The organism is Arthrobacter sp. JSM 101049, from assembly GCF_041679245.1.
Taxonomy (GTDB): Bacteria; Actinomycetota; Actinomycetes; order Actinomycetales; family Micrococcaceae; genus Arthrobacter_H.
In genome coordinates this window covers 872,278-889,814 of the sequence record NZ_JBGFFC010000002.1, presented here as the reverse complement: position 1 = coordinate 889,814, position 17,537 = coordinate 872,278, and the positions used below count along the sequence as shown (strand labels likewise).

The following is a 17,537-nucleotide window of genomic DNA, read 5'->3' as shown; positions in this document are numbered from 1 at the left end:
AGCCGACCATGGACTGGCTCACCGGCCTCACGCAGGCCCGCGCCACCGGCACCGCCGGCATCCTCGCGACCATCGTCGAGGTCCGCGGGCATTCACCGCGTGACGTCGGCGCGAAGATGTTCGTCACCGCAGACACCACCACCGGCAGCATCGGAGGCGGCAACATGGAGGCCACCGTGATCCACCGCGCCCGCACCATGCTGGCCGAGGGGGCGGAGCCGGTGGTCGAAACCGAGTTCGGGCTCAATGAATACGCGCGCGTCGCCTACGGCACTCAGTGTTGCGGCGGCACCGTGCGCGTGCTGTTGGAAACGATCGGACGGCGCCCCACCGTGGCGGTGTTCGGCGCCGGGCATGTCGGCCAGGAACTGGCCCGCATACTCAGTCGGAGCGAGGTGGTCCTCCACCTGGCGGATTCACGCCGCGGCATCCTCGACGATGCCCTGGCCGCCACGCTGCGGGACGGGCCCGCCACCGTGCACCTGCACACGCTGCCCGCACCCGAGACGCTCATCGCGACCCTGCCCGACGACGCGCACGTCCTGATCCTCACCCACGACCACGCCGAAGACCTGATGCTCTGCGACGCCGCCCTCCGCCGGGGCGGATTCGCCAGTCTCGGCGTCATCGGATCGTCGGCGAAATGGGCCAGGTTCCGCAAGAAGCTCGCGGCCGAAGGCCACCAGGATGCGGTCATCGACCGGGTCCACTGCCCCATCGGTGCCCCGGACCTCACGGGCAAGCACCCAGCAGCCATCGCCATCAGCGTCGCCGCCGACCTGATGCGCGTCTTCCAGAAAGCCACACCATGACCCACGACAGCCATCCACCCGCGGCGATTTTCCACGGCTGGATCCTCGATACACCCGATGACCCCTTCACCGGAGGCGTGCTGCGCGCCGAACAGTGCGCGCTCGCAGTGGACGACGGCGTCATCACCTTCCGCGGTTCGCTCGCCGACGCCCAACACCGCCATCCCGGGGCCGAGGTCATCGGCGTCGACGGCCTGCTCCTTCCGGGGTTCGTGGATACCCACGTGCACTACCCGCAGCCCCGGATCATCGGGGGACTGGGCATGCCGCTGCTGGAGTGGCTCGACCGGTGCGCGCTTCCGGAAGAGGCGCGCATGGCCGACCTGGCCTACGCCCAGGCCGTCGCCGGGGAGTTCGTCGGCGGGCTCATCGGGGCCGGCACCACGACCGCCCTGGTGTTCGGGTCCCACTACGCCGCCGCCACGGATGCCCTGTTCGCCGCGGCCTACGGGAAGGGGCTGCGGATGACCGCCGGTCTGGTCGTCGCCGACCAGGAGCTGCGCGCAGACCTGCACACCACCCCGGAACGCGCAGCCTGCGATGCGGCAGGGCTCATCGACGCCTGGCACGGCACGGGGAAGCTACGGTACGCCGTCACCCCGCGGTTCGCCCTCTCCGCGACCCCGGACCTGCTCGATTCCTGCCGCGGGACCCTGGAGGGCACCCCGGACGTGTTCTTCACCTCGCACGTGAACGAGAACCCCGCGGAAGTCGCCGTCGTGGCCGCACTATTCCCGGACGCCTCGAGCTACAGCGACGTCTACGACCGGCACGGCCTCCTCGGGCCGCGCAGCCTGTTGGCGCACAACGTCCATCCCACCGACGCGGAATTGGCCCGGCTCGCCGCGGCCGGTACCGCGGTGGCCCACTGCCCGTCGTCGAACTCCTCGCTGGGCAGCGGCCTGTTCCCCCTGCGCCGGCATGTCGAAGCCGGCGTGCGGGTCTCCCTGGGATCCGACGTCGGGGCCGGAACCGGGTTCAGCCACTTCAAGGAAGGCCTGCAGGCCTACTTCCACCAGCAGCTGCAGCCGGACGGCCTGGCCCTGGGCCCCGCCCACCTGCTGCATCTGGCCACCCGCGCCGGGGCCCTGGCCCTGGGCCATGCCGACGTCGGACACCTCGGCGTCGGGGCGGCCTTCGACGCCATCGAGGTCGCCCCGCCATCCGGGAGCGCCCTCCACTCCATCCTGTGCCACGCCGGAAGCGCAGACCGCGCCCTGGCCGGGGTCTTCGCCAACGGGACCAGCGCGGACATCAACCGTGTCTGGATGGGCGGTGTGCTCAGCCATGCCCGCGCCTGCCAGTGACCTCCGGGGCCACCGCGCCCCGCCGACCGGATCCTCCTCCTTCCCACCCAGTGCGCCACGCCGTCGTGGCCCACACCTGCTCAAAGGAGAGCAATGAGTACCAATACGCCCAAACGCACCAGCCCCAGGCCGCGACAAACCACCGTCCCCCGCTGGGGAGTGGTCGACCGGTACTTCGGCATCACCCGCCTCGGCTCGAGCTACGGCATCGAGATCCGCGCCGGCATCACGACGTTCCTGGCGATGAGCTACGTCATCTTCGTCAACCCGAGCGTGCTCAACGACGCCATGGCCGGCCAGATGCCCGACGTGGGCAACCTGTTCACCCAGCTGGTCATGGTCACCTGCATGGCGGCGATCCTCGGCTCGCTGTACATGGGCCTGATTGCCCGTTATCCCTTCGCGCAGGCCCCCGGCATGGGATTGAACGCCTTCTTCTCCTACACGGTCGTGCTGGGGATGGGGTACCGCTGGGAGACAGCGCTGGGCGCCGTGTTCATCTCGGGTGTCCTGTTCATCATCCTCAGTGTCCTTGGTGTCCGCCAAGCGATCGCCCGGGCCCTGTCCGGCAGCATGAAATATGCGATCACCGCGGGGATCGGCGCCTTCCTGGCTTTCCTGGGGATGAAGAACATGGGATTCGTCGTCGCCAACGAAGCGACGTTCGTCGGCATCGGGGATGTCACCCAACCGCATGTCTGGCTGGGGTTGTTCGGCCTGCTGGTCATCGCCGTGCTGATGAAGCTGAAGGTCAAGGCGGCGATCCTGCTGGGGATCATCGCCACGACGCTCATCGCGATCATCAGCCGCCTGCCGGTCTACCCCGGCGCCGAAGAGGGCACCTTCACGGCCTTCGGGGGGTTCGGGGGATCGCCCGTCCAGATGCCGATCTGGCCCGGCGACCTCGCCTTCCACCTCGACATCGGCGGGGCCCTCTCCGCGGGCCTGCTGTCGGTGGTGTTCACGTTCTTCTTCGTCGATTTCTTCGACGCGACCGGAACCCTCACCGGCCTCAGCCAGCGCTCGGGCATGATCGGCAAGGACGGCGAGATGCCACGGGCGAAGACCCTGTTCTCCATGGACGGGCTCGCGGCGATCAGCGGTGCCGCGCTGGGCACCTCGACCACGACCGCCTACGTCGAGTCGGCGGCAGGCGTCGAGGAAGGCGGCCGCACCGGGCTCACCGCAGTGACGGTCGCCGCGTTCTTCGGCCTGGCCATGTTCTTCTCACCGGTCATCGCCGCCGTGCCGGCCTCGGCCACGGCCCCGGCGCTGATCCTCGTGGGGGCGCTGATGATGGAGGGCGCCCGCCATATCGAATGGGCCGATATCTCCGAGTCGCTGCCGGCGTTCCTGACGATCATCGTCATGCCGCTGACGTTCTCGATCGCCGAGGGCGTCGCCATCGGCCTCGTGGCCTATGCGCTGATCAAGATCTGCTCCGGGCGCATCAGGGACGCCCACTGGATCCTCTACCTCCTCGCCGCCCTGCTGATCGTGCGGTGGGTCTGGCTCGGCTGACGGCGGCGCACCCGGGGCCCTGTGCGGGGCACCCGGGTGCGCTCAGTCGTCGTCGTGCCGGGTCAGGTCGATGACCTCCAGGACCTCCGAGGGGGGATTGAGCATGATCGCGGCCTCGTCGCGGCGGTGGCGCAGGACAGTGTCGATGTAGGACTCGATGGTCTCGGCCAGCGGGACGTTGCTGCCGCGGCGCTCGGAGATGAACCAGCGGTGCTCGAGGACCTCATGGACCAGCTGGGCCGGTTCGAGCTTGCCGTGCAGCTCGCGGGGGATGGCCTCGGTGATGCGCTGGAAGACGTCGCGCACCCACAAGGCGGCGTTGATCTCCTCGTCGAGCTCGGGGTGCTTGCGGGCCCGGTAGGCGTCGATGTCGTTGAGCAGCCGGCGGGCCTGGAACTCCTGGACGTCCAGGCCGGTCAGCCGCAACAGCCGGCGCTGGTGGTGCCCGGCATCGACGACCTTGGGCTGGATCTGCAGCTGCGTGCCGTCGGCGGTGGTGCGCAGGGCGATCTCATCGACGTCGAAACCCAGCTTGTTCAGCCGGCGGATGCGCTCGTCCACGCGCCAGCGTTCGCGCAGGTCGAAGGCGTCCTGGCCGGTCAGCTCCTGCCACAGCCCGTGGTAGCTGTCCATGATCTGCTCGCTGGTGGCCAGCGGGTCCACGCTCTCCTCGATGAGCCCGGCCTCCATCAGATCCATCAGCTCACCGGCGATGTTAACCCGGGCGATCTCCAGGTCGTACTCGCGCTGCCCCTCGGACAACGCGGGATAGAGCTCGCCGGTCTCGGCGTCGACTAGGTAGGCGGCAAAGGATTCCGCGTCGCGGCGGAAGAGCGTGTTGGACAGCGACACATCGCCCCAGTAGAAACCGACCAGGTGCAGCCGGACCAGCAACAGCGCCTGGGCATCGATGAGGCGGTGGAGGGTCTTGCGGCGCAGCCGTTGGGAGAACAGGGCGCGGTAGGGCAGCGAGTACTTCAGGTGCCGGGTGACCAGGACCGGGTCCAGTTCGCCGCCGGATTCGTCGGCGCGGCCGGCTATGACGGCGACCGGCTCCACGCAGGGAACGCCGAGCCGGTTGAGCTTGCGCAGCATGTGGTATTCGTGCCGGGCGATGTGCTCGCCGGTCTCCTTCACCGCGATGACCGACTCGCGCAGCAGCGCGAAGCGCACCACGTGCCGGGAGATGCCGCGGGGCAGGGCGGCGAGGTTCTTGGCGGGCCAGTCCTCCAGGCGGATGTGCCAGGGCAGGTCCAGCAGCGCGGGGTCCATGGTGGCAGAGGTGATGTTCAGCGAACCGCCCAGCGCAGGGCGGACCGGCTCGTCGACGACGGTCTCGCGCGGCAGCTTGCCCCGCTGGTCGTAGTCGGTGGGCTCGTTGTGCCAGCTGGCGTAGTGGCGGGTCATCGCTTCCTCGGTTCCGTGCCGGTCCCGGGCACTGCCCGGGAAAGCACGACGGCGGCCCCTCCTTCGCGGGGGAAGGCGGGACCGCCGTCGTCGGCAGCTGCTATTCGGACTCGGACTGCGCCAGGGCGTCGACGTCGGAGAGCGTGGCCTGCGGGGCGTTGGCGGCCTCCGGATCGCCCAGGCGGTGCCCGGTCCGGGTGTCGAACATGTGCACGTGCCCGGTCTTCGGCTGCACGTGCATGGTGTCGCCCTTGAACGGGGGCTTGCGCCCGTCGACCCGCAGGACCATCGGGTACTCCTGGCCGTCGAGGGTGGCGTGGCCGTACACGTAGGCGTCGGCGCCGAGCTCCTCGACGACGTCGATCTCCACGGGAAGGCCCTCCCCGGCCGCGACCTCCACCATGTCCTCCGGGCGGACCCCGGAGGTGATGGTCTGGCCGTTGGCCGAGGCGAGCACGTCCGCGTCCACCGGGTAGGTGTAGCTTCCGAACTGGATACCACCGGAGACGGCCGGCAGTTCGAGCAGGTTCATGGCGGGGGAGCCGATGAAGCCGGCGACGAAGACGTTCATCGGGCGGTCGTAGAGGTTGCGCGGGGTGTCGACCTGCTGCAGCAGCCCGTCCTTGAGCACCGCGACGCGGTCGCCCATCGTCATGGCCTCGACCTGGTCGTGGGTGACGTAGACCGTGGTGACGCCGAGGCGGCGGGTCAGCGAGGCGATCTGGGTGCGGGTCTGCACGCGCAGCTTGGCGTCGAGGTTCGAGAGCGGCTCGTCCATCAGGAAGACCTGCGGGGAGCGGACGATGGCGCGGCCCATGGCCACGCGCTGGCGTTGGCCGCCGGAGAGTGCCTTGGGCTTGCGGTCCAGGTAGTCCTCGAGGTCCAGCAGCTTGGCGGCTTCGCGGACGCGCTCGGCGCGTTCGGCCTTGTCGACGCCGGCGATCTTCAGGGCGAAGCCCATGTTGTCGGCGACCGACATGTGCGGGTAGAGCGCGTAGTTCTGGAAGACCATGGCGATGTCACGGTCCTTCGGGGGGACATCGGTGACGTCGCGCTCGCCGATGAGGATGCGCCCGGAGTTGACGTCCTCCAGTCCGGCGAGCATGCGCAGCGAGGTCGACTTGCCGCAGCCGGAGGGGCCCACGAGGACGAGGAACTCACCGTCCGCGATGTCGAGGTTCAGCTTGTCCACCGCGGGCTTCTGGGTGCCCGGATAGAGTCTGGTTGCGTTGTCAAAGGTGACGGTGGCCATGAGTGATCAATCCCTTCACGGGCAGGTACGTGCCCGACGATCCGTTGTGAATGGTGTCACAATCATCGCACGTCGAGGACCATTTGCAATAGGGCCGGGACATCCCCGATTCCATCGACCCTGTATCCCGCCCGCGTCCGGCCCGGGCCGACCTTCACGCCGACGTCCCGCGGCCCCAATACGGCGAAGGCATCCTCGTCGGTGACGTCGTCCCCGACGAAGAGCACCGCGTCCGCATCGACCACGTCGCGCAGCCAGGCCAGGCCCGCGCCCTTGTCTGCGTGGACGACCGAACACTCCAGGACGTTCTTGCCGTCGCCCAGGGTCAGGCCCTCCAGGTCTTCCAGCCGGTCCCGGGCCACGCGCAGGGCGTCGGCACCCACCTGCGGTTCCGCCTGCCGGACATGGAGCACGACGCCGGCGGGCTTGAGTTCCAGCGTCGTGCCAGGATGCGCTGCGGTGACCTCCTCCAACCGGGCGCCCACTGTGGTGAGCAGGCCGGCTTGGGCCTCGTCGAGTTCGATCGCGGCGCCGTCGGGCGCCAGCTCCTCGGGCGCCCAGAGCTCCGCGCCGTGGCTGCCCACGAGCAGGACCTCCGGGCCCGGCTGGGCGGCTGCGCGCAGCGAGAGCAGGTCCCGGCCGGAGATCAGGGCGGTGGCCGTCCCGGCGGTCTCGCCGAGTGCTGCGAAGGCCTCGGCGGAGGCGGGCAGCGCCCGGGCGTCCTCCGGGCGGTCGACGAATGGTGCCATGGTGCCGTCGAAGTCCATGGCCACCAGCAGCAGGCGGACATCGCGCAGGCCGTCGACTGCCCGGCGCAGTCCCGCGTCGAGGCCCATGGCTAGTCCTCCTCGTCGGTGCGCGACAGGGATTCCAGGAAGTCCCGGGACCAGCGGGCGACGTCGTTGGTGGTGACCTGTCGGCGCATGATGCGCATCCGGCGCGCCGATTCCTGCTCGGGCATGCGGATGGCCTCCATGATCGATTCCTTGAGCCCGTCGATGTCGTGCGGGTTGACGAGCACTGCGTGGCGCAGCTGGTCGGCGGCGCCGGCAAATTCACTGAGCACCAGGGTGCCGCGTTTGTCGGCGTGGGCGGCCACGTATTCCTTGGCCACGAGGTTCATGCCGTCGCGCAGGGCCGTGACCAGCATGACGTCGGCCGCCAGGTAGAGGGCGACCATCTCCTCGACGGGGTAGCTGTGGTGCAGGTAGCGCACGGCGGTGTGGCTCATCGTGTCGTATTCGCCGTTGATCCGCCCGACGCTTCCCTCCACGTCCTCGCGCAGGGTGATGTAGTGGCCGACATGCTCGCGGCTGGGACTGGCGACCTGGACGAGTGTGGCCTGGCCCACCGACAGCTCCCGGTCGGCCAACAGCTCGCCGAACGCCTTGATCCGGTGGCGGATGCCCTTGGTGTAGTCCAGCCGGTCGACGCCGAGCAGGATCACGTCCGGATCCCCGAGGTCGGCTCGGATCTCGCGGGAGCGTTCGAGGACCGCCGGGTCTTCGGCCAGCTGCGCGATGAGCGCCGAGTCGATGGAGATGGGATGGGCCTCGGCGCGCGCGATCCGGCGGGGCGAGCCGTCCTCGTCCGGAACGTGGATCCGCTGGGACTTGACCGTGAAGCCGAGGTAGCGCCGGACACAGCGCAGGAAGTTGTTGGCATCGGACTGGCGCTGGAACCCGATGAGGTCGGCGCCGAGGATCCCCTCGAGCACCCGATGACGCCAGGGCAGCTGGGCGAAGATCTCCATCGGCGGGAAGGGGATGTGGTTGAAGAAGCCGATCTTCAGATCCGGGCGCATGGCCCGCAACAGCCGCGGAACCAGCTGCAACTGGTAGTCCTGCACCCAGACGGTGGCCCCCTTGGAAGCGGAGGCGGCTGCGGACTCGGCGAAGCGGATGTTGATTTCCCGGTAGCGGTCCCACCAGGTGCGGTGGAACTCCGGAGGCATGATCACGTCGTGGTAGAGCGGCCACAGGGTCGAGTTGGAGAAACCCTCGTAGTAGAGCTCGACGTCCTCCTGGCTTAGCTGCACCGGGACCAGGTGCATGCCGTCCTCGTTGAACTCCTCGAGCTTCTCGTCGGTGGCCCCGTGCCATCCGACCCATGCGCCATCGGCGGAGGCCATGACCGGGGCCAGGGCGGTGACCAGTCCGCCGGGGGAGCGGCGCCACTCGGCGCTGCCGTCCTCAGCTGTCACGCGGTCAACGGGCAGCCGGTTGGCGACCACGACGAAGTCGAAGTCGCCGGTGACGGCCTTCTTCGCGGCGGTGACCGGCGCGCGGCGCTCGCGTAACGCCGTCGTACTGGGTGGATTCTGGTTGCTGCTTGCGGTGCTGGGCACGGCTTGCCTCCTTGGCGTGCTGGGCGGTACCTCTCGCCCCGAGCTTATGCGGCATGCCGCGCCCATGCATTCTTACGGGGCGTCATGCTACACAAGGCGTTCACGGCGGCCACACAGGTTCGGTGCCCTAAACTAGGTGGGAATTCCCCGACCGATCCTTGACCGAAGGAAAGTTCTTCCATGGCATCAAACGCCCCGCGGCCCAGCAAGGCCGAGAGGACTGCTACCGCGCGCGAACAGGCCCGCAAGCTCTACGAACAGCAGCAGGCCGCCTCCAAGCGCAAATCGCTGTTCCTGAAGCTCGGAGTCGTCGTGGCCGTCGTGGTGATCATCGCCATCGTCGCGACGATCATCGTGCAGAACAACAAGGGGAGCTTCCCGGATGCCGGTCCGGCCCCGGCCCACGGGAACCAATTCGGCGGCTATACGCTCACCTCCGACGGCCTCGTCGAGACCCCCGAACTGACGGTGGACAAGAACGAGATCCCCGAACCGGCTACCGTCGACGGCCAGCAGGTTCCGGCCGGGATCACCGAACACCAAGAGGGCGAGCCGGTCCACGTCGTGGTCTACGCCGACATGAGCTGCCCGGTCTGCAAGCAGTTCGAGGCCACCTACGGCGCCGACCTGAACAAGATGGTCGAGGACGGCGACATCACCCTGGAATACCGGATCGCCACCTTCCTGGACCGGATGTCCAGCACCAACTACTCCTCGCGGGCAGCCAACGCCGTGGCCTGCGTCGCCGATGCCAAGCCCGAGGCATTCACTGACTACCTGACGGCGCTGTTCGAGCAGCAGCCCCCGGAGGGCGGCGAGGGACTGCCGAATGCAAAGCTGGCCGAGATCGCCCAGCAGTCCGGTGCCGGGGACATCTCGGCCTGCGCGGACAGCGACAAGTTCCGCCCCTGGGCGCAGTTCGTGAACACCGGGTTCAACGAATACAAAGTCGGCGGCACGCCGGCCGCGTACATCGACGGTCACGAGTGGGACATCCAGACCGAGGACTTCAAGCAGGTCCTGGACAAGGCCGTCGCCGAGAACAAGTAGCCGCAAGCCGGCATGCAACGAGGGGCCCCGCTGGAGCGGGGCCCCTCGTTTTCCCCGTCGGCGGGCACCTGGGCTAATCTTGTTCATGCTGCCGGGCTCCGGCAGACACGCCTCCTTAGCTCAGTTGGCCAGAGCACCTGTCTTGTAAACAGGGGGTCGCCGGTTCGAATCCGGCAGGGGGCTCGAATAATCCTCGTTTGACTAGGCGTTATGCGCGCATTGAGGTTCAAGCGTTGCCCCAAATTGGGCCGTGGTATCCATAAACTTTCCACTTTGGGTTCCAGCACGGCCCCAATCTCGCTTTCCTGGTCGCCACAAATGTTGGCGCCAGATCCTCCAGTGCCCTCACTGTGTCCGGGTGGTCTATCTGCGCCCACCAGCCCTGCCGGGACAGCCGGATCTCGAAGACGGAGCGGTGCATGCCAGTCGACCGGGATGGCCCAAGGCATGGCGACCCAGTTGGCGGCGATCGCCCCGAGGGAGTCGTCCACTCCCATGCAAATGCTCTGGGCCGCCGCGGCTATCTTGGCGCGCTCTTTCCGGATTCCGACCAGAACTTCGGCGTAGGTGCATTTTCGGGAATCGGCGAGGTAGATGTCGACCCGATCGTGTCGAAGCGCCCTCGGGCATCGCCGTCGCGGGATCCGATCCCACGTGCATCGGCCCAACATGCTCGCTTCGGCGGACGGAAGGCGTCCCGTAGCGGTCCTTGGCAACCCGGAAGACCTTTTCGCCCGCCGCCTCGACCAGCCATAGCCCCGTGTCGGGGCACGGGAAGTCCGTCACACCGCGTGGATGTCGTTGACGAAGGCCTCGGCAGCACCCAGGGCCTCGCGGGTACGCTGCTGCTGGCTGACGATCACCGGCAGGTCCTCATCCAGCCGAGGATTAGACCCCAACAACCAGGCCAGCGCAACGTCCCGCCCCTCGGCCATCTCCAGGGTCCTCCACGCGCGGTAACCCAGCCGGAGCCGGCCCTCGACCTCGGCACCGGGCTGCGGCCCGTCGGGCTTGGCCCATCTGTGGGGTGACGTGCGGGTCCTGACGCCAGCCATGGTCTGGACCACCGTGGTGCCTACGTTCTCGTTCAGTTCACGGACCGGGTCGTGGATGTTCATGCGTGTGGTGTCCCCGTAGATCTCGTTCCTCGCTTGGGAATCCATGCCTCGATCATGTGGGGAACCACGTCCGAGATCAGCAGAAAAGCAACATGGATTCGACGGTGTTTCATCACACGAGAGCGGTCCTCGGCCCCTCCCCGCTACGGCGACGCCACCCTCATCGTTCAGGAGTCGTCCAGGCCCGCGTCTTCCGCGGGTTCCGGCATGCTCGGACCGGTCGGCCGGAACGGGATGAAGTAGAAGACTCCCAGCACAATGCACACCGCCAGGGTCAACAACGGCGTGAGCAATCCCAGCAACGCCGCCACCAGATAGGTCGGAACCGCCACCGCGCCGCGCAGCAGGAGGGACCGTTGTCGCCCGCGTGTCAGGGGAACGCGCAGGAGATGTGGTTTACGCACGATGATCAGGAACTGGAGCCCGAGGAACACCACGGAGGTGACAAGGAAGGAACCTGCGTAGACGACAGCGGCCAGATGTCCGCCGGGCTCGACGTCGAGGTACGTGGCGAACAGCGACGTGCTGAAGGGCAGGGCCACGATGCACAACAGGAGCAGCAGGTTCACCACCAGCAGCGTATGGTCCACCGACTTCAGCCGGCGCAGCGCTGCGTGGTGGTTGATCCACATGATGCCGATGGCCAAAAAGGAGATGGCGTAGGCGAGGTAGTTGGGCCATAATTCGAGCAGCCGGTGCGCGAGACTGCCGCCGTCGCTGGGTTCCGGGACCCGCAAGTCCAAGACGAGCAACGTGATGGCGACGGCGATGACGCCGTCGGAGAATGCCTCGACCCTGCCAATCCCATACATTTCCCGCGGCGGGCCGCTGAGCGGATGCTTGCTCCTCATGAGTCATTAAGGCATGGTCTGGACGGCCTCACAAGGCCTGAGCGACCCCTTGCCGGAGGCGTCGGACTGCGCCTGCGGCGGGGACGCGCCAGACACGCAGCAGTGGCGGCGACGGCGGACTCAGGCGAGCGTCTCCGCCCATCAGCCGACCCGGGCAGGACCGGCCGACGTCGAAGCGCAAAAGGGGAGAACCTCCAACCGGTTCGACGTGGCCCCTATTCGGTCTGGTCCTCGATGGTCACTCCCGTGACGTTCTCCAATTCGGAGAGCTGGTGGACAAGTTCGTCCAGGTCTCCGGTGCCCTCGATCTCGAGTTCCACGCTGACTTCGTCGGCGCGGATCGACCGCTCGGTCCCCTTCATGAGCCGGCTCATGGCCCCGCCGGCGCCGCTGTCGCGCTGGGTGGTGAAGCCCTGGATCTGGAAGCCCTGCTTCGTGCACGCCTGCAGGATGGACCGCAGTGCCCCGGTCCCATCGACGTAGCTAGCCTGCAAGGCGTGCTCGCTGCGGTTGCCGAGCGAGGTCCGGCGAACCAGCCACGGATAGGCGAAGGCGACGAGATAGTGGGCCAGGACAACGAACACCGCGGGAACGACCAGCCCCGCCCCGGACGCCGTACCGATGGCAGCGGTCAGCCAGATGGACGCGGCCGTCGTCAGGCCACGAACCCGGTTGCGCCGCACGAAGACCAGGCCGGCACCGATGAAGCCGATGCCGGAGACGATCTGTGCGGCCACGCGGGACGGGTCGAGGTTGATGTGATCCTGCACGCCGGCCGCGATGACGTCGGCGAAGCCATACTTGCTGACTATCGTGAACAGTGCGGCCCCCAGTCCCACCAGGGTATGCGTCCGCATGCCGGCGGACTTGGCCTTGAGCTGGCGTTCGAAGCCGATCGCCGTGGAGAGGACCAGGGCGACCGCCAGGCAGATGAGCATCTGCCACCACGTCGTTCCCACGGTGAGGATCATTGCCGGACCTGCCGAGGGGAGTGCATCACCGTGCCGGACCGATCCCGAGTTCGTCTAGCGCAGCCTGCCAGATCCGCAGCGCCTTCGGCCCCACGCCGTGTAGCTCGGCGATCTCGCTCCACGGATGCCGGGACAATTCCTCGAGCGAGGTGATCCCGGCAGTGGCCAGGGCACGCGCGGCGGGTGCGCTGGTGCGCGGCAGCTCGTGGGTGTGGTCGACATCCATGGCCCGGACTCTACCGCACGCCCTTGGAGCGGGATACGGCTTCCGTAGCCTCCCCGTCCTGCTCATCCATCAATTCGCGATACGCCTTACCGCTGCCCGTCGGTGGCCGACAGTAGCAGGCGGACACGCGCGCGAAGCATATACGTGCTGATCCGCAGGCCCGCGGCAACACGCCGAACGGACCACGTAAACGGCCCCGCAAAACGGTGGCCCCTTGAATGGAGACACCGTTGATGAAAACCGATGCGCGGCGCCTGCTTGCCGCCATGGCACTGGCGACCACCCTCGTGGCCGGCCTGGTGGTGGGGCCCGCCGCGATCCCCGCGACTGCGGCAACGACCAAGCAGACGACGGCGAACCTCAACATGCGCACCGGGGCGTCCACGTCCTACCGCGTGGTCACGACCCTGAAGAAGGGGACCAAGGTCAGCGTCTCCTCGACTAAGGGCAGTTGGTCCCGGGTTGCGGCCGGCAAGAAGACCGGCTGGGTGTCGTCGAAGTACCTGGCCAAGCCGGCCCCGGCCAAGAAGAAGGCCCCGGCGAAGAAGCCGGCCGCCAAGGCCCCGGCCAAGAAGCCTGCTGCGAAGAAGCCCGTGGCCAAGATGACGACGGCGACCCTGAACCTGCGCAGCGGTGCCTCCTCGAAATACCGGGTCGTCAAGGTCCTCAAAAAGGGGACCAAGGTCTCAGTCAGCTCCACGAAGGGCACCTGGTCGAAGGTCGCTGCGACCGGCAAGACCGGGTGGGTGTCCTCGAAGTACCTCAAGAACGTCCCCAAGCCGGTCGCGAAGCCCAAGCCGAAGCCGGTTGCGAAGCCGAAGCCGAAGCCGGTCGCGAAGCCCAAGCCCAAGCCGGTTGCGAAGCCGAAACCTGCTCCCGCGAAGCCGTCGGCCACCAACTTCGCCACCACGGTGAACCTCAACCTGCGCAAAAGCGCGCCGTCGGGCGCGGTGCTCGCGACGATCCCGGCAGGCGACACGGTCACGAAGACCGGCTCGACTGCACGATCCGGAAGCTGGACGCAGGTCAAGTACGGCACCACGACCGGCTGGGTGGCAACGTCCTACCTCAAGACGGCGGCCAAGCCGTCGTCGACCAGGGTTCCCTCATCCTTCGCGGTCTCCGGTGCCGGATGGGGCCACGGCGTGGGCATGAGCCAGTACGGCGCCCAAGGCCAGGCCAAGGCCGGGCGGAGTGCAAAGCAGATCCTGAACCACTACTACGCCCCGGCGACGATGGCCTACACGAGCTCCCGGGCAGCATCGGACATCCGCGTGCAGATCCTGGCGGCATCGACGTCGTCCATTGATGCAGCCAACGGCTCGCTGCGTCTCCTCGACGGGACGAAGGCGCTGGCCACCACGACCGGCAAGGTCGCGCTGGCGGTGAAGTCCGGCAAGGTGAGCGCGAAGGTGGGGTCCAAGACCTACACCCCGCGCGGGAAGCTGACCGTGGTCTGGCAGAACACCCGCTTCTGGCGTTCGGGTTCGCAGCCCACCACGGTGGCGGTCCCGAAGGCCAATGACGGCTCCGGCACGGTGAACTACCGGCACGGCAAGCTCGAGGTCGGCGTCCTGAACGGCAGGCTCAACCTCGTCAACGTCGTGCGGCTGAACGACGAGTACCTCTACGGGCTCGCCGAGATGCCCTCTTCCTGGCAGCCGGCCGCCCTGCAGGCGCAGGCCGTGGCCGGACGCACCTACGCCATGAGGAACATGTCCACGCTGAAGAAGGGCTGCGACTGCAACGTCTACGACGAGGTCGCCTCCCAGAAATTCACCGCCTGGAACAAGGAGAACGAGGGATCCAACGCGTACTACGGCAAGCGCTGGAAGGCCGCCGTCGACGCGACGAACCGCCGCAGCGCCAACCGCACGCCTACCTCCGGGGCGGTCCTGCTCTACTCGGGGTCGCTGATCGACGCCGTCTACTCCTCCTCCACCGGCGGCAAGACCCGCAGCTCGGCCACCGTCTGGGGCAGCAACCATGCCTACCTGCAGTCGCGCGATGACCACTGGTCGCTGCTGCCCTCCAGCGGCAACCCCAACCGGTCCTGGACCAGCACGGCGTCCCAGGCGCACATGGCCAGGGCCTTCGGCACCGGCAAGGTCACCCGCGTGAAGGTCTCCCGGAACAGCGACCTGACGATCAAGTCGGCCACCGCGACGACCGCGACCGGCGCGGTGCGCACCATCAGCGGTTCCACGTTCCGCTCCGCTGTTGCCACACGAAGCGCCTGGATCACCGGCGTGGCGGGCCGCTAGGTGGTGCGTGGGCCCGTCGGGCAGAACGAGATCCGGGCCATACCGCGATCACCGATCCTGCTTTATCATCAAAAGTGCGCCGGAACTGGGTGGTCCGGCGCCGCTTGCGGCCATCTGCCGGCAAGCAGGGGGGAAGCGGCGTTTTCCGCTGCCCATTCCATCCACATCAAGGGCAGTACACCGTTATCCCTACTTGTGAATGTCGAGCGCGAAAAATGAACAAGACGAAAAAGCTGCTGTGGTCCACCATGTCCGCAGTCGCCCTAGTTGCCGGCGCCATCGGCGCCGGGCCGGCCTACGCGGCACCGGCTAAGGACGCCGTGGTGTCGCCGCTGAAGCCCAATACCTATCGGTTCTCCTCGACCCAGGGCCCGCGTTGCATCCCGGTGCGCAACGGCACCACGATGCACCTGGGCCAGGACCTCCCGGCCGACAACGGCAGCCCGATCTACGCGGTGGCCAACGGTGTGGTGACCGCAACGCACAATGGCACGCGGGGCGGCTCCGCCGGCTACATCGTCGTGCGCCACGTCCTCGGCGGCAAGACCTACTACACCGCTTACATCCACATGTACAACGCGGCGAAGTACGTCCGGACGGGCCAGAGCGTCGAGGCCGGCCAGCGGATCGCCGACGTGGGCAGCTCCGGGGCTTCGACCGCCCCGCACCTGCACTTCGAGGTCTGGGGCTCCGCCGGCTGGATGAAGGGCCCGACCATCGATCCGATGGCCTGGTTGAAGCGCTACGGCGTCGACATGAAGCGGCACGCCACCACCGTCTACAACTTCACCCTGCCCAAGAGCTGCAGCTACTGGGCCGCGAGCGACCTGAACCTGCGGGCCTCGGCGTCCTCGTCGTCCAAGCTGGTCAAGGTGGTCCGCAAGGGCACGCCGATGACCTCGGTGCCCGGCGCCTACGCCAACGGCTACGTGAAGGTGCAGGCGTCCGGCACCAACGGCTGGGCCGTGCACGGCGCCATCTCGCCGACCCGGGTGGCCGCCAACCCGCAGTCCATCGACGTGAAGCCCGTCGCCGCGAACCTCTACTACTACGCCACCGCCAACGTGAACTTCCGCCAGGGTCCCTCCACCGGGTACGCCGTGCTGGGCACGGTGCCCCAGGGCGGCCGGGTGAAGGTCACCGGCACCGCCAGCGGCTGGATGCGCGTCACGTACGGCTCGAAGACCGGGTTCATCTCCGCCAGCTACCTCACCCGGACCCGGCCGGCCACGCCGCCGGTGAAGGCGCCGGCGAAGACCCCGGCCAACCCGGCCCCCAAGCCGGCCCCGAAGCCGGCCGCGAAGCCGGCTGCTCCGGCGAAGTCGGTGTCCAAGCAGGTCAAGTCCAACGTGAACCTGCGCAAGGGGGCCGGGACGACCCACGCGGTGGTACTGGTCCTGCCGAAGGGTGCCAAGGTCGCCGAGACGTCTGCGTCCAAGGGCTGGTCGAAGGTCACCTACAAGGGCAAGACCGGCTACGTCGCGTCGTCCTACCTGACGGCCCCGGCCAAGGCCCCCGCCAAGCCGGCCACGAAGCCTGCCCCCAAGCCGGCCGCCAAGCCCAAGCCCGTCGTCAAGGCGCCCGCGAAGGCCCCGGCGAAGTCCGTCACCCGGCAAACCACCGCGAACCTGAGCCTGCGCAAGGGCGCCTCGACCTCGACGGCGCGCCTGCTGGTGATCCCGAAGAACGCCAAGGTCTCCGTCGCCTCGACGTCCAGGGGCTGGTCGAAGGTCAGCTACAAGGGCAAGACCGGCTACGTCTCGGCGTCGTACCTGAAGAACGTGCCCGCGGCGAAGGCCGCAGCGAAGAAGCCCGTGGTGAAGAAGGCCGCGGCCAAGGCGCCGGCCAAGAAGACCACCAAGAAGACCACCAAGAAGACGACGGCGAACCTCAGCCTGCGCGCGGGAGCCTCGACCTCCAAGAAGCGCGTGCTGGTCATCCCGAGGAACGCCAAGGTCACCGTGACCTCGACGTCCAAGGGCTGGTCGAAGGTGACCTACAAGGGCAAGACTGGCTACGCCTCGGCGAAGTACCTGAAGTAGGACCGCAGGAAAAGTAGCTGCAGGAAAAGCCACAGCACGACGGCGGTGCCTCCCTCGGTGCCCCTCCCACCCCGGCAGGGGACGGCGGGCACCCGGGAGGCACCGCCGTCGTACATGGTGGGGGAGGGCGGGTGAACTCGGCCCGCGTGAATTTGGTGCCCGGCGGGGGCTCCGGTACCCTTTCTAGGTACGCCTTCTCGGCGGACCACCCGGATCTTTAGCTCAGTTGGTTAGAGCGTTCGCCTCACACGCGAAAGGTCGCTGGTTCGAGTCCAGTAAGATCCACCACACGAAAAACCCTCGGCATCCATCGGGGGTTTTTCGCTGTCGGAAGCCGGGGGGATCGCTCGTTTTCCACAGGCTCACGCT

The 17,537-nt window shown here is 67.9% G+C and carries 14 protein-coding genes and 2 tRNA genes; 8 read left to right on the top strand and 8 right to left on the bottom strand.

Annotation, left to right across the window (positions count from 1 at the left end; translation table 11 throughout):
- Window positions 1–8: 8 nt before the first annotated feature.
- The 3 genes from xdhC (at window position 9) to AB8M85_RS09375 (ending at window position 3,640) form a co-directional block, all read left to right on the top strand.
- Window positions 9–812 carry a xanthine dehydrogenase accessory protein XdhC gene (gene xdhC, locus AB8M85_RS09385; RefSeq protein WP_372698511.1) on the top strand — a complete coding sequence of 268 codons (804 nt, stop codon included), beginning with the start codon at window positions 9–11 and terminating at the stop codon, window positions 810–812.
- Window positions 809–2,119 carry a guanine deaminase gene (locus tag AB8M85_RS09380; RefSeq protein ID WP_372698510.1) on the top strand — a complete coding sequence of 437 codons (1,311 nt, stop codon included), beginning with the start codon at window positions 809–811 and terminating at the stop codon, window positions 2,117–2,119. The genes xdhC and AB8M85_RS09380 overlap by 4 nt, the downstream gene beginning before the upstream one ends.
- A gap of 93 nt (window positions 2,120–2,212) precedes the next feature.
- Window positions 2,213–3,640 carry an NCS2 family permease gene (locus AB8M85_RS09375; RefSeq protein ID WP_372698509.1) on the top strand — a complete coding sequence of 476 codons (1,428 nt, stop codon included), beginning with the start codon at window positions 2,213–2,215 and terminating at the stop codon, window positions 3,638–3,640.
- Window positions 3,641–3,682: 42 nt separating this feature from the next.
- Here AB8M85_RS09375 and AB8M85_RS09370 read toward each other — a convergent pair whose 3' ends face one another.
- The 4 genes from AB8M85_RS09370 to AB8M85_RS09355 all read right to left on the bottom strand — a co-directional run bounded on the left by AB8M85_RS09370 (window position 3,683) and on the right by AB8M85_RS09355 (window position 8,646).
- Window positions 3,683–5,047 (bottom strand): DUF4032 domain-containing protein, encoded by a 1,365-nt coding sequence (locus AB8M85_RS09370; RefSeq protein WP_372698508.1) that lies wholly within the window; start codon window positions 5,045–5,047, stop codon window positions 3,683–3,685.
- A 100-nt stretch (window positions 5,048–5,147) separates the two neighbouring features.
- Window positions 5,148–6,299, bottom strand: a complete 1,152-nt coding sequence (locus tag AB8M85_RS09365; protein ID WP_372698507.1) for an ABC transporter ATP-binding protein — start codon at window positions 6,297–6,299, stop codon at window positions 5,148–5,150.
- A gap of 62 nt (window positions 6,300–6,361) precedes the next feature.
- A complete protein-coding gene (gene otsB / locus AB8M85_RS09360) occupies window positions 6,362–7,135 on the bottom strand; it encodes a trehalose-phosphatase (RefSeq protein WP_372698506.1) in 774 nt (257 codons plus the stop codon).
- A 2-nt stretch (window positions 7,136–7,137) separates the two neighbouring features.
- Complete coding sequence (locus AB8M85_RS09355) at window positions 7,138–8,646, bottom strand: trehalose-6-phosphate synthase (protein WP_372698505.1); 1,509 nt, start codon at window positions 8,644–8,646, stop codon at window positions 7,138–7,140.
- A 180-nt stretch (window positions 8,647–8,826) separates the two neighbouring features.
- Between AB8M85_RS09355 and AB8M85_RS09350 the strand changes: the two genes are divergently transcribed.
- A complete protein-coding gene (locus AB8M85_RS09350) occupies window positions 8,827–9,696 on the top strand; it encodes a DsbA family protein (protein ID WP_372698504.1) in 870 nt (289 codons plus the stop codon).
- Between the two features lie 109 nt (window positions 9,697–9,805).
- Window positions 9,806–9,879: transfer RNA gene (locus AB8M85_RS09345), tRNA-Thr, on the top strand.
- 599 nt (window positions 9,880–10,478) lie between these two features.
- Here the strand turns inward: AB8M85_RS09345 and AB8M85_RS09340 are convergent.
- The 4 genes from AB8M85_RS09340 to AB8M85_RS09325 form a co-directional block, all read right to left on the bottom strand.
- Window positions 10,479–10,859: a hypothetical protein gene (locus AB8M85_RS09340; protein WP_372698503.1), complete on the bottom strand. Its 381-nt coding sequence runs from the start codon at window positions 10,857–10,859 to the stop codon at window positions 10,479–10,481.
- Window positions 10,860–10,981: 122 nt separating this feature from the next.
- Window positions 10,982–11,665: a TMEM175 family protein gene (locus AB8M85_RS09335; protein ID WP_372698502.1), complete on the bottom strand. Its 684-nt coding sequence runs from the start codon at window positions 11,663–11,665 to the stop codon at window positions 10,982–10,984.
- Between the two features lie 215 nt (window positions 11,666–11,880).
- Entirely contained in the window at window positions 11,881–12,636 is a 756-nt protein-coding gene (locus AB8M85_RS09330; RefSeq protein ID WP_372698501.1) for an MgtC/SapB family protein, read from the bottom strand.
- Window positions 12,637–12,661: 25 nt separating this feature from the next.
- A complete protein-coding gene (locus AB8M85_RS09325; RefSeq protein WP_372698500.1) occupies window positions 12,662–12,862 on the bottom strand; it encodes a hypothetical protein in 201 nt (66 codons plus the stop codon).
- 233 nt (window positions 12,863–13,095) lie between these two features.
- Here AB8M85_RS09325 and AB8M85_RS09320 point away from each other — a divergent pair, with 233 nt between their 5' ends.
- From AB8M85_RS09320 to AB8M85_RS09310, 3 genes are all read left to right on the top strand, one after another.
- Window positions 13,096–15,126: a SpoIID/LytB domain-containing protein gene (locus AB8M85_RS09320; protein WP_372698499.1), complete on the top strand. Its 2,031-nt coding sequence runs from the start codon at window positions 13,096–13,098 to the stop codon at window positions 15,124–15,126.
- A gap of 215 nt (window positions 15,127–15,341) precedes the next feature.
- A complete protein-coding gene (locus tag AB8M85_RS09315; protein WP_372698498.1) occupies window positions 15,342–17,168 on the top strand; it encodes an SH3 domain-containing protein in 1,827 nt (608 codons plus the stop codon).
- Between the two features lie 211 nt (window positions 17,169–17,379).
- A tRNA-Val gene (locus AB8M85_RS09310) sits at window positions 17,380–17,456 on the top strand.
- The last annotated feature ends 81 nt before the right edge of the window (window positions 17,457–17,537 follow it).

Excerpts from the sequence above, each read along its gene's own strand:
- AB8M85_RS09370 (WP_372698508.1), bottom strand. The coding sequence starts at position 5,047 with ATGACCCGCCACTACGCCAGCTGGCACAACGAGCCCACCGACTACGAC.
- AB8M85_RS09350 (WP_372698504.1), top strand. The coding sequence starts at position 8,827 with ATGGCATCAAACGCCCCGCGGCCCAGCAAGGCCGAGAGGACTGCTACC.
- AB8M85_RS09380 (WP_372698510.1), top strand. The coding sequence starts at position 809 with ATGACCCACGACAGCCATCCACCCGCGGCGATTTTCCACGGCTGGATC.
- AB8M85_RS09375 (WP_372698509.1), top strand. The coding sequence starts at position 2,213 with ATGAGTACCAATACGCCCAAACGCACCAGCCCCAGGCCGCGACAAACC.
- AB8M85_RS09315 (WP_372698498.1), top strand. The coding sequence starts at position 15,342 with ATGAACAAGACGAAAAAGCTGCTGTGGTCCACCATGTCCGCAGTCGCC.
- AB8M85_RS09340 (WP_372698503.1), bottom strand. The coding sequence starts at position 10,859 with ATGGATTCCCAAGCGAGGAACGAGATCTACGGGGACACCACACGCATG.
- AB8M85_RS09365 (WP_372698507.1), bottom strand. The coding sequence starts at position 6,299 with ATGGCCACCGTCACCTTTGACAACGCAACCAGACTCTATCCGGGCACC.
- otsB (WP_372698506.1), bottom strand. The coding sequence starts at position 7,135 with ATGGGCCTCGACGCGGGACTGCGCCGGGCAGTCGACGGCCTGCGCGAT.
- AB8M85_RS09335 (WP_372698502.1), bottom strand. The coding sequence starts at position 11,665 with ATGAGGAGCAAGCATCCGCTCAGCGGCCCGCCGCGGGAAATGTATGGG.
- AB8M85_RS09330 (WP_372698501.1), bottom strand. The coding sequence starts at position 12,636 with ATGATCCTCACCGTGGGAACGACGTGGTGGCAGATGCTCATCTGCCTG.
- AB8M85_RS09320 (WP_372698499.1), top strand. The coding sequence starts at position 13,096 with ATGAAAACCGATGCGCGGCGCCTGCTTGCCGCCATGGCACTGGCGACC.
- xdhC (WP_372698511.1), top strand. The coding sequence starts at position 9 with ATGGACTGGCTCACCGGCCTCACGCAGGCCCGCGCCACCGGCACCGCC.
- AB8M85_RS09325 (WP_372698500.1), bottom strand. The coding sequence starts at position 12,862 with ATGGATGTCGACCACACCCACGAGCTGCCGCGCACCAGCGCACCCGCC.